The sequence below is a fragment of the Oscillospiraceae bacterium genome, assembly GCA_009780275.1.
Taxonomy (GTDB): Bacteria; Bacillota; Clostridia; order Oscillospirales; family UBA929; genus WRAI01.
This window is the reverse complement of sequence record WRAI01000034.1, coordinates 17,237-27,423: the sequence shown is the minus strand read 5'-3', so window position 1 is coordinate 27,423 and position 10,187 is coordinate 17,237. Positions and strand designations below refer to the sequence as shown.

Below are 10,187 nucleotides of genomic sequence, written 5' to 3'. Positions count from 1 at the left end.
TATCTTGGTCGTAATGGCGATAGGAATTATCGTCATTTCTAATGCTCTCAATAAGCCCGACTTGCTCGTAGTAACGCAGCATTCTCGTTGAAATGCCAAAGGTTTTTGCGACTTGACTGACCGTTTGTAGCTCCATATTTTCAATGCTCCTTTCCTGTTCTCAATATCGAGCATAAACTATGACACTGTGTCAATGTCAAGCCTTTTTTCAAAAGTTTTTGATAAGAAACTCCGCACTCGAATTTTACCCTCGAATGCGGGATAATATAAAGTTTCGCAAATGATTTGATACGCCATCGGCATTGTCGATTGTGCTTATACTGCGGGTTTACACTATTGCTTTTTTATCGGATACCATCTTTCCCATTTATGTCCTCTTTGGGGACATTCATAGAATTTTTCGATAACAGCATAATTTATATCATCTTCAACATATCCATTGGGTGTTTCCTTTAGCTTTTCACTTTCATCTAACGATTGATGCGCTTCTTCATTTGTTGGTTTCCACTCGGAAGCCACAACGAAAAATTCACCGCCGGGCAGCTTTTTTGATATATACCCCTCCGGCACTATGTTTATTGCATCGACGATAATACCAATATAAACAGTCCAAAATTTTGGGAGCATAAAGTGGACGGTTTCAAGGCAACCATCTTCGCTTTTTCGGCACGAATTTATTTTTTCAAATCCACCTGTCTGATTAAAGTCCTCATACCACTTCCCGAAGTTGATATTTTCATCGGTATATAATTTACCGAGAAAAAGAAATTCGCCGTGTTGTTTTTGTGAATACAATGCTTTTCGGTCTGTCATGTTAGTACCCTCCACTAATATAAAATTTGTTTGCTAACTTTTCGCTGCTTGCCATTCCTCTATAACACAATTTTTCATATACTCAATCAGTTGCTTTGTGTATTCTAACACTTCGCCATCGGGGTTGAAAATCCGCAACGGCCAGCATCCACAGCCTGTTGGGTTCATGTAACCCGCTTTTTGTGCGCTCGGATTCCATTGGCAATCTCCGCAAGTTTTCGCATAAATATGGTCAAAGGCAAAAGATTTCAAGTCGCCCTCTTCCATTTCATAATATTTGTGTATATACGCGCAGTTTTGGGCAAATCGCCATGTGCCGTCATGTATGTGCAGAGCGCCAATTCCTTTGCCCTTGCAAGTCAACTTCCACGATTGTCCCGAATTATGCTGGACTCCAATTTTATTGGCGCGGACAAATTCAACAAGGCTTAACATGGCGGCGGCCCTATCGGGGGTAAGATATTGCCCGACATCCTCTATCTTGGGTTTGATTTTCTTTTGTTCTGACATTTTTAATTTCCTCCCTATATTTCCGTAACACGCAAATGCTCCACACCCACATATCCGCCCCACGAGCAAACATCTATCGTAGACGAAATAGAAAAATCGGGGTTGTCCGCAAACAGTTTTATATACCCGTCATCGTCACGAAGATAACGCACTTCGCCGTTGATTTTTATTGCACAAATATCCTTGCCAAAAATATATTCAATATCGACAAATTCGTTTCTCGGAAAACTACTGCAATTTTCATGCACTCTCCATTCGCCACCTTCAAACGGCCAGAATAGAACGCTGTTATTCATTCCAAACGAATTTCCCATATCCGTTAATTGAACCGTACCATGCGCGTACTTTATTACAATATCGGGATTGTCTGTTTTAATTCGCAAGTCAATTTTCATGGGTAGTGCAAACTCTTTGGGTGTTTTCAACCCATTCATATTGCCGTCCGATACGATTTCCAATATCCCATTGTTATATATCGGGTCAAGTTCGCCCGCTCTTTTTATGTTTGACAAATCAATGTCGGTTGGTGTTCGTTGTGCAATTAAATCCTCAGTCTTTTTCAACAAGGCGTTCAATCTATGTTGTTCTGCGTTTGTGTGATTTTCGACTTCCATTATAGGCTCGTATGCTTCCTTGTATTTGTCATGGAAACTATCGAATAAATCAGTATTTTTCATACCGTAAACATTGAGCGGATTGAAGTAAACATCATGGCGCGGGCGTTGGTAATCCCTTAAATAATCATCTCTATCCTTGACCCAATCGCTTACCATATCAAACTCGTCAAAATTGTCGGGAGTGATTTTATATACCGCCCATAGTCCGCCGTCAAAAGTTTGTTTTTTGAATGGTTCGGGAACATCAAGGTCATCGGGTATTGTTACAAAAAAGCCGTAGTTAAAGCCACATCTAAAATCGGGTTTAATTTTGAATAAGTCCACATCTTTAATAAACTTTGCCATGAGTTCCTTTGATTGTTTGCTTGGCGGTTCGTTTACATTTCCCAACATTGCTATCGTTTCTGTTGGGGTGTAAACTACTCGTACTTGATTTAATTTTGATTTGTTTAGGGTCTCGGCTGCCTTGTTCAGCTCGTCCATCGCTGTGTTCTCCTTAACATTCTTTTGGGTTTGAATTTGAGTTAAGGAAAGGGAGTGTGCCAATTCCATTACGGTTTCATCGGTCAACAAGTTCATGTCCAACCGAACAGCGGCAAGTTTTTCGATTTTTGCAACGAATAATTTCAACGCTGTTTTGATAGTTTCAAGTGCGGTAATTTCAGCTTGAATTGTAGAAATGTTTTCGTTGAAAATTTCGGTTGCTGTTACCACATCGGGGTTATCCAAAATGACGGCGATTTGCTTGACAGGGATTTGGAGTTTCCGCAGAATGGTTATCTGTTGTACACGTTTCAATGCCGTTTCATCGTAGTATCTGTATGAGTTGTCCTCATTTCTGATACTTTGAATAAGCCCGACTTGCTCGTAGTACCGCAACATTCTCGTTGAAATGCCAAAGGTTTTTGCGACTTGACTGACCGATTGTAATTCCATTATGACGGCGTTCCTTTCCTGTTTTTACTACCGAGCATAAACTATGACACCGTGTCAATGTCAAGCCTTTTTCGTAAAGTTTTTGATAAAAATTCCGCACTCGGAGTGTAACCGCCGAACACGGAAAATATAAAATTTGTTTGATATTGATTCCATTGCTGTGGAGTTTTGCTTATTTGGTGCATTGCGTATCGTTAATAATATACTTCTGCAAATCCATCAGCTTCTTCACTTTCTCTAACTCATTGCTATTTGGAGCGTGGAAATGAAAAATATTACAACAAACACCGTCATATTCTTTGCCGAAAATTGTCCTGCGCTTTCCACCCAACGCAAAGCACTCGCCGTAGCAACTGTCGCAAATCTTAACATTTGCCTGTGCAAACTCTTTCACGCTTTCGTCAATGGAGAAGTCACTACACACCGACACGTCAATTTCGCCGGGCAGACAGCAAACAAACCAGTGCCCTGATGGATGATTTTCGTCCTTGAAATATACGAAAACGCAACTCCAATTCCCCTTATAAGTAAAATGCGGAGGAAAGCCGCCCTCAGTCTTAAATCCGCTATCTTTGAGATAAGCGAGTAAATCTAACGCCGTTTTTTGGTTGTCGCCATTTAAGGTGTTTTTAATTTCTTGTTCGATTTGAACGAATATATTTACGTTATTTTGTTCTGACATTTTTACTTATCTCCTGTCCAAAATATAAACTTTCATTTATGCTTGATACGCCATCGGCGTGGTCGATTTTGCTTATTTTGCGCTACACGAGCGTTCTCCCTATCTTACGGACGGGCATAAGAACAGAATAAGCATCAAAATTCTCACCCTCTAAATATAATTCGCCCTCCCACCAACCATAACTTTCTATTCCGCAATAAGGGGACTGGTATCCGAGTTCATCAAATTTTTCTACAATCGACATACAGCTATTTTCTCCATATGCCCCTTTTGCAATAACATCACTTGATAATTCTGCGGATATATCTTTGAAAACATATCCGTCCGGGCAAGGCGTACCCGGAGGTGCAAACACGCCAAATATGGAAATAGCTGATTTATCAGGGTGGTAATTTCCAATCCAGCCAACAAATGAACCAGGTATTATATTTGGTAGACTTCTCAATATATTAAGCGTTTCTTCATCTTTGGGAATTTGTGAAATTCCGTAATCTCGCACCCATTTGCCAATTAAGCGCACGCTTTGAAATTTGAATAATTCAATTTCATTACAATGTGCCGTCGCTTGTGAAATATGTTTCATAGAGCTATCTCCTCGCTTCACAAAATATAAAGTTTGTTTGATATGGATTGCCGAGCCATTGCTTCGACTACTGCCTATTTCCCACTACTCCCGGCAATCAAATTTTTCTTATATTCCAATAATTTTCTAGTGTGTTCCAATCCCTTGGCATCGGGATTTTCAATCCGTATTCCGCAAGCCGAATTGAACTCTTTGCCAAAATACACTCCACTAAGACCGGGCTTGCAGCACAAACAATGTTTGCAAGGGTGCATATTAGACCACAAGAACTTCTTGAAACTATCGCAGTTTAATAAATCATCAAATTGTTCAGGGTTATTGCCAACCAAATACATATCAAGCCAATGAGCAGTATGCCAAGAGCCGGGGTTTAATCCGTAATATACTTTCGCCCCATTATTGCCGTGTAGTCGTATACTGAAAAGATTTTTACCTTTGTATTTAACCCACCACGCATTTGTAGCAGTCCAGCGAGGATTCAATTTCTGCTCCCTCAAATACGCAACAAAGTCAAGCGCGTTTTGTTGCCGCTCACCGTCAAGAAGTTCGACAATAACATCTTCGATTTTGGGCTTTGTTTTCTGTTGCTGCTCGGCAAGTGATAGCTTTATTTCCACCATAAATTTCTCTTTATTTTTTCTTTATCGGATACCAACGCTCCAATTTGTGTCCTTTTTCGGGGCAATGATATATTTTCTCGACTTGAACATAGGGGCTTGCTCTATCTTCCATATAGCCGTCGGGTATTTTAAGGTTATCTTTACCTGCGTTGGCTACATCGTGTGACTCGCCCTCTGTGGGTTGCCAGTTGGAGCTTACAACGACAAATTCACTCGCAGGAAATTTTTCCAATACATGACCCTCCGGCATATCGGTTATGCCATCAACAATATGCCCGATATAAACGGTTTTGCAATCGGGGCTTTTGGTATAGAATACAAGCGTGTCTACGCAATGTTCATCCTTGTTTTTCTGATGAGGAAGGATTTTCTCATAACCGCCTGTTTCAAAAAAATTACCCCATATATAGCCGAAATCTAACGCCGCTCCTGCATTTGATGAATACTCTCTACCAAGTAGTGTAAAGCCCTCACTATGAATTTGTGTTACGCTTACTAAGTTTTCCATCATTGTTTTACCTCATATCTAAATATAATTTAGTTGTTTAATTATTCGCCGACTTTCTTAATTAGGATTTTTCAGATTAGAAGGCAAATAAAATCCGTAGGGAGATTTATCTGTCGGATATATTTCCGCTAAGAATTTCCACGGTGCCGCCTCATAATTATCTTGATTTTCAAAATAATTATGGCATAATGTTTCGCCACCTGCATCGTATAAAGTATTAGTATATGTCCCTGTTATAACTGCTTTTCCGATAAGTGTTTCCGGCGTATCGAAATAATCCATATCCGTGGGAACGGGGGTATTTGGTTTCATAAATCTACCAACGGTATATCCAAATAATTCATTCTTTTCGTCAAACTTTTCCCACGTCATTAGCGCAGCATTATGAGCCTCATCGGTAGCATATTCTTTTAATTCGTCTAATGCACTAAAAATCCATTCGCTATGCTCCCACAAACTCTTAAATACTTCTGCTGAACCTGTTTTAATAAATGCTCGTGCGTATACAGTTTTGCCGATAAATCGGTAAGGCGCGAATTTCACTACTTCAAAACTTTCCCGTGTTAGCTTATTGCCATTACATTCAAATGTAAATTTTTTGTTTTCCATTAGATTTTCTCCTTGTTTCATAAAATATAAAATTTCGCTATTGCTTGAAACGCCATCGGCGTGGTCGATTGTGCTTATACTGCGAAAATTATTTTTTCAATTCAGCGATGCAATACTTCCACGCTTCCACAAGTTCTTTAATTTTTTCATATGTTTCGGCGCCTGGATTGTGAAAACAAATTGGGCAATTACAAAGGTTGTCAAATTTCTTTTCAAAAATGATATTATCGCCTTGACGGCAGGCATTCGATTGTATTGTCATTCCGTCAGGTAGTTCTTCACCGCAATATCCACATACACTAAGATTTGACCAAACGAATTCCTTTAACTCATCGCTTATTGGAAAATTATCGAAATCGCTGGTACAAACGATGCTTTGATGCCCGAAAAAAATATGTACCTCATTATGGCTTAGGACGGCAATAAGAAAACATATACGCTCGCCCAAGTGATACATCCGGGTTTTCCATTCTCGGGCTCTCCACCTTTTGCTTCTACAACGTCAGATGTTTTCGCCATATATTTTGCAAAGCCAAGTGCGTTTTCTAACACTTCTCCGGTTAGGTTAGCTTTAATTTCTTCCTCGATGGTTAGTTTTTTTGTTCCGACATTTTATTTTCCTCTCTGGACTAATATAACATTTATTTGATTTTATTACTAGACCGCTTACGCGGTGGTATATTTATTAACTAACTTTCTTAATCGGCACCCAACGCTCAAAGCGGTTGCCGTCTTTGGATTTACTCTCTATCTCAATTTGCGTAATGGGACTATCGGGGTCATCGAACCTCACATATCCCTCCGGCATTTGCACACCCTCGCGTGGGGAATGCGTTTGTCCAATCCCGCAATAGTTTTGTGTTAGCACAATCCCATTTGTGTACATATCCGCACCATCGGGCAACCATTCGTGAGTAACGACCAAATACTCACACGCAGGGAACTTTACTGCCGAATATCCATCGGGAACTTCCTTCGCATTGCTGACTATATTGCCAACGAAGTAAACCTGCTCGTTGTTTTTGTAGTGCCAAACAATGTGGCTGTACGGGGCGGTCTGCCCCGCTTTTTCGGCTGTTTTGAAATATGTATCCCACACCATTCCAAAATCTGAGTCGGGTGTAACAACTTGCTCAACACCCAAGAATTGAAATTCGTCCATGCGCGATTGAAAAAGAATTAACGCAGGCTTTTTCTCGTTTGCCTTTTCTAACACTTCGCTTGCCTTGCTTAACTCGTCCATTGACAGTTTCTCCTTGATTTTATTTTCGGAAAAAGAAAGGGCGTTTACAAGTAAAATCATGGAGTTGTCGCTTAACAGGTCAAGTTTTACATCGGCTTTTGCTTGCAGTTCATCCACAAATTTCGATAAAATCGCTCTAACGGTGGATATAGCCGTGATTTGCTCGTCAAGCTCGCTGATATTTTGGCTGAAAATCGCAATCACTTCTGCCGCATCTTGATTGTTCAAAATGTCTTTGATTTGTTTCATTGGTATTTGCAATTTTCGCAGAATTACGATTTGTTGCAACCGTTTTATGTTTTCATCGTCATAGACGCGGTAGGCATAATCATCTTTTCGTAGGCTTTGTATCAATTCGCTCCGCTCATAATACCGTAGCATTTGTGCCGAAATACCGAATGTTTTTGAAACTTGACTGACAGTTTGAAGTTCCATGCGTTTAGCGTTCCTTTCCTAATCTCACTATGGATTATAAAGTAGATAACGGTTATCGTGTCAAGCCTTTTTTCAAAAATAATTTATAAAAAATCCGCATTCGGATTTTAACCACAAATGCGGAAAATATAAAAACTACCGTCCATGCAGACGGCGCAAATGTACACCACCTAATAAATCTACCCCTTACCCCTTTTGCCCTATAAACAGCACCCATCTTTGCTCAAAAAAGATTTGACCATCTTGCGAGTACGGACGAAAACCTGTGAGATTTCCATTTTGTAATTCAGCGTTCAGCATATTTTCAATTTCTTGCCCGACATCATTTGGCGTATCGGTATTTGATAACCATTCAGATAAAGCTACTGGAATTCTAGTCGCTTCCTGCTTAGTAACGGTATAATCGTGTTTTTTATATAAAGCTAAAAACTCGTCTTGACTACGATTTTTTATGTGCGATGGGTCACGCATAGTTTCAATTTCATCTTGAATATTTCGCAATGTTTCGTCTGTTGCTTCCATATCAATTATTACGAGTTGTCCACCGTGCTTTAATACGCGGTGCAGTTCCGAAAAGGGCTTTTCCATTTCTGTGAAATAATGAAAAGACAATCGTGTGACTACAATGTCAAAATATTGATTGTCAAAAGGAATTTCTTCAACATATCCATTGATAAATTGTATGTTTGCAATCCCACTTTTTGTAGCTTCTTCCCTACCAACATCAAGCATGGCAGGGGTTGCGTCAAGGCAAACAACAGATTTCACGAATGGTGCAATAGAGCGACCGACTATACAAGTGCCGGCAGCAGCATCTAACACACAATCCTTTTTTGAAAGCCCTATGTTTTGCACGGTGTAATCTAAAAATTCCAGCTTTGAAAAAGACTTATTGAATGCTTCATAGTTTTGCGATTGTGTGGTAAATGATTGTTGTATGTCATTAAGATTTTTGGGGTTCATTTTTACCTCTACAAAATATAAAGTTTCTGCAAACACACAAAAACAAGCATCACCCCGAAAAACCACCCTGCAAATCATACGGCACGCTCTGATACACATAGTAATTCAGCCAGTTTGTATACAGCAAATTGGCATGGCTGCGCCAGTTCATTGCCGGCGGGCAAGTGGGGTCGTTGTTGGGATAGTAATGGCACGGCGGTGCGATGTCAAGGCCTTTGTCAATGTCGCGCTTATACTCGCTATCAAGTGTCAGCACGTCGTACTCGGGGTGGCCTGTCACAAAAATTTGCCGTCCGTCACGCCGCGCGGCAATGTAAAGGCCCGCCTCTTGGCTTGTTGACAACACTTTTAGCTCTTTCCGCTGCGCAACGTCAGATATTTCTACATCCGTATATCGACTGTGCGGTGCATAAAATACATCGTCAAAGCCGTGGAATAGCGGAACGCTCGGTTGCGTCATAGTATGTTCAAATACGCCCGATATTTTAGCGGGCAATGTCTTTTTGTCAATGCCGTAGTAGTGATACAATGCCGCTTGCGCCCCCCAGCAGATGAACAATGAACTGAATACATTGTCCTGCGACCAGTCAAGAATATCGCACAATTCGCGCCAATACGCTACATCAGAAAACGACAACAGCTCAATAGGCGCACCTGTAATAATCGCACCGTCAAAGCGTCTGTCTCTGACTTGGTCAAATGTTTTATAAAAACTTTCCAAATGCTCCGCCGACGTGTTGCGCGGATTGTAGCTGCCTGTAATCAAAAACTCCGGCTCGATTTGCAGTGGCGTGTTAGACAAGCAGCGCAGCAGTTGCGTTTCTGTGGCAATTTTTGTCGGCATAAGATTTAGAATCAATATTTTCAGCGGGCGAATATCTTGCTGCACCGCCCGCTTGTCTGTCATAACAAAGATATTTTCCGATTCTAAAACGCTGCACGCCGGCAGGTTATCTGGGATTTTGATGGGCATACTGCGCTCCCTTTAATCAATCTTAAACTCGTCTTGCTCGTATTCTTGCTTCAGCACCAACGGCTTGGGCGGCACGCGTTTGAGCGGATCATAGACAAACCGCCGGCATTTGTGCATAGGCTGCACATCGCCGTATTTGTCGCACTGTAAACGATTGTCGTCCAACAACTTGACCCACCGGCAATATGCGCAGGCAGGCGGCTGGCTCTTAATGAATAAATCCATGTGCAGTCCTCCATTTCGATAATGTGGGTATCTATTATAGCATATATTACACTATTTGCAAAGGGGTTACTTTTCCGCGCTTTGATAGCAATACTCAGCAGAAATGGCTTGGCAGGGCGCTCAATTATTTCTTCGCCGCGAGTGTGACGATATTTTTTTCAAATTCGCGCCAATCACGCCAATCAGTGTATACGGCGTATCATAATGGTACGACCTATCGTCGGTGAGGCCTTGTTCGGCTTTTAGACGGACGTATTCAGCAAAATGAAAATTCCCCAACGCCAGTGCATCATCGTGCATCTTTTCGTGAAATACATAGTCACACTCAATATATATGCCGTCTTGTTTGAGGCCAGTACGAATCTTTCGGTACAGCGCGATTTTGGTTTCACGGTCAAGTACGCGGCTGTCATATGTTTCGGCGAGGTTGTCAAAAAATTCAGTCATTTCTATCAGTTGCGACACGGAAA

The 10,187-nt window shown here is 41.0% G+C and carries 15 protein-coding genes; all 15 read right to left on the bottom strand.

The features are described from left to right. A partial coding sequence (locus tag FWE06_09380) for a MerR family transcriptional regulator (protein MCL2547371.1) occupies window positions 1-136 on the bottom strand: 136 nt, incomplete at its 3' end. 197 nt (window positions 137-333) lie between these two features. Beyond that, entirely contained in the window at window positions 334-813 is a 480-nt protein-coding gene (locus FWE06_09375) for a GyrI-like domain-containing protein (protein MCL2547370.1), read from the bottom strand. Window positions 814-846: 33 nt separating this feature from the next. Beyond that, window positions 847-1,323 carry a hypothetical protein gene (locus FWE06_09370; GenBank protein ID MCL2547369.1) on the bottom strand — a complete coding sequence of 159 codons (477 nt, stop codon included), beginning with the start codon at window positions 1,321-1,323 and terminating at the stop codon, window positions 847-849. Between the two features lie 14 nt (window positions 1,324-1,337). Continuing rightward, the gene (locus FWE06_09365) at window positions 1,338-2,876 is read right to left on the bottom strand and encodes a MerR family transcriptional regulator (protein MCL2547368.1); all 1,539 of its coding nucleotides are present in this window, start codon (window positions 2,874-2,876) and stop codon (window positions 1,338-1,340) included. Between the two features lie 172 nt (window positions 2,877-3,048). Next, on the bottom strand, window positions 3,049-3,558 hold the full coding sequence (locus tag FWE06_09360) for a hypothetical protein (protein MCL2547367.1): 510 nt from the start codon (window positions 3,556-3,558) through the stop codon (window positions 3,049-3,051). A gap of 82 nt (window positions 3,559-3,640) precedes the next feature. Beyond that, window positions 3,641-4,141: a hypothetical protein gene (locus FWE06_09355; protein MCL2547366.1), complete on the bottom strand. Its 501-nt coding sequence runs from the start codon at window positions 4,139-4,141 to the stop codon at window positions 3,641-3,643. A gap of 74 nt (window positions 4,142-4,215) precedes the next feature. Then, window positions 4,216-4,761 (bottom strand): hypothetical protein, encoded by a 546-nt coding sequence (locus FWE06_09350; protein ID MCL2547365.1) that lies wholly within the window; start codon window positions 4,759-4,761, stop codon window positions 4,216-4,218. A gap of 10 nt (window positions 4,762-4,771) precedes the next feature. Beyond that, the gene (locus FWE06_09345; GenBank protein ID MCL2547364.1) at window positions 4,772-5,272 is read right to left on the bottom strand and encodes a GyrI-like domain-containing protein; all 501 of its coding nucleotides are present in this window, start codon (window positions 5,270-5,272) and stop codon (window positions 4,772-4,774) included. 54 nt (window positions 5,273-5,326) lie between these two features. After that, window positions 5,327-5,878 carry a hypothetical protein gene (locus FWE06_09340; GenBank protein ID MCL2547363.1) on the bottom strand — a complete coding sequence of 184 codons (552 nt, stop codon included), beginning with the start codon at window positions 5,876-5,878 and terminating at the stop codon, window positions 5,327-5,329. An 88-nt stretch (window positions 5,879-5,966) separates the two neighbouring features. Continuing rightward, entirely contained in the window at window positions 5,967-6,335 is a 369-nt protein-coding gene (locus tag FWE06_09335; protein ID MCL2547362.1) for a hypothetical protein, read from the bottom strand. Between the two features lie 228 nt (window positions 6,336-6,563). Beyond that, window positions 6,564-7,556 carry a MerR family transcriptional regulator gene (locus FWE06_09330; protein MCL2547361.1) on the bottom strand — a complete coding sequence of 331 codons (993 nt, stop codon included), beginning with the start codon at window positions 7,554-7,556 and terminating at the stop codon, window positions 6,564-6,566. Between the two features lie 186 nt (window positions 7,557-7,742). Beyond that, window positions 7,743-8,519 carry a methyltransferase domain-containing protein gene (locus FWE06_09325; protein ID MCL2547360.1) on the bottom strand — a complete coding sequence of 259 codons (777 nt, stop codon included), beginning with the start codon at window positions 8,517-8,519 and terminating at the stop codon, window positions 7,743-7,745. Window positions 8,520-8,568: 49 nt separating this feature from the next. Next, window positions 8,569-9,492, bottom strand: coding sequence for a homoserine O-succinyltransferase (gene metA, locus FWE06_09320; protein ID MCL2547359.1), 924 nt, complete (start codon window positions 9,490-9,492; stop codon window positions 8,569-8,571). A gap of 12 nt (window positions 9,493-9,504) precedes the next feature. After that, window positions 9,505-9,717, bottom strand: coding sequence for a hypothetical protein (locus FWE06_09315; protein MCL2547358.1), 213 nt, complete (start codon window positions 9,715-9,717; stop codon window positions 9,505-9,507). Between the two features lie 120 nt (window positions 9,718-9,837). Next, window positions 9,838-10,182, bottom strand: a complete 345-nt coding sequence (locus tag FWE06_09310) for a hypothetical protein (protein ID MCL2547357.1) — start codon at window positions 10,180-10,182, stop codon at window positions 9,838-9,840. Window positions 10,183-10,187 lie beyond the last annotated feature (5 nt).

Bases quoted from the DNA above. Each gene is read 5' to 3' on its own strand.
- FWE06_09335 (MCL2547362.1), bottom strand. From the start codon at position 6,335: ATGTATCACTTGGGCGAGCGTATATGTTTTCTTATTGCCGTCCTAAGC.
- FWE06_09325 (MCL2547360.1), bottom strand. From the start codon at position 8,519: ATGAACCCCAAAAATCTTAATGACATACAACAATCATTTACCACACAA.
- FWE06_09350 (MCL2547365.1), bottom strand. From the start codon at position 4,761: ATGGTGGAAATAAAGCTATCACTTGCCGAGCAGCAACAGAAAACAAAG.
- FWE06_09355 (MCL2547366.1), bottom strand. From the start codon at position 4,141: ATGAAACATATTTCACAAGCGACGGCACATTGTAATGAAATTGAATTA.
- FWE06_09330 (MCL2547361.1), bottom strand. From the start codon at position 7,556: ATGGAACTTCAAACTGTCAGTCAAGTTTCAAAAACATTCGGTATTTCG.
- FWE06_09370 (MCL2547369.1), bottom strand. From the start codon at position 1,323: ATGTCAGAACAAAAGAAAATCAAACCCAAGATAGAGGATGTCGGGCAA.
- FWE06_09365 (MCL2547368.1), bottom strand. From the start codon at position 2,876: ATGGAATTACAATCGGTCAGTCAAGTCGCAAAAACCTTTGGCATTTCA.
- FWE06_09375 (MCL2547370.1), bottom strand. From the start codon at position 813: ATGACAGACCGAAAAGCATTGTATTCACAAAAACAACACGGCGAATTT.
- FWE06_09345 (MCL2547364.1), bottom strand. From the start codon at position 5,272: ATGATGGAAAACTTAGTAAGCGTAACACAAATTCATAGTGAGGGCTTT.
- FWE06_09340 (MCL2547363.1), bottom strand. From the start codon at position 5,878: ATGGAAAACAAAAAATTTACATTTGAATGTAATGGCAATAAGCTAACA.
- FWE06_09315 (MCL2547358.1), bottom strand. From the start codon at position 9,717: ATGGATTTATTCATTAAGAGCCAGCCGCCTGCCTGCGCATATTGCCGG.
- metA (MCL2547359.1), bottom strand. From the start codon at position 9,492: ATGCCCATCAAAATCCCAGATAACCTGCCGGCGTGCAGCGTTTTAGAA.
- FWE06_09360 (MCL2547367.1), bottom strand. From the start codon at position 3,558: ATGTCAGAACAAAATAACGTAAATATATTCGTTCAAATCGAACAAGAA.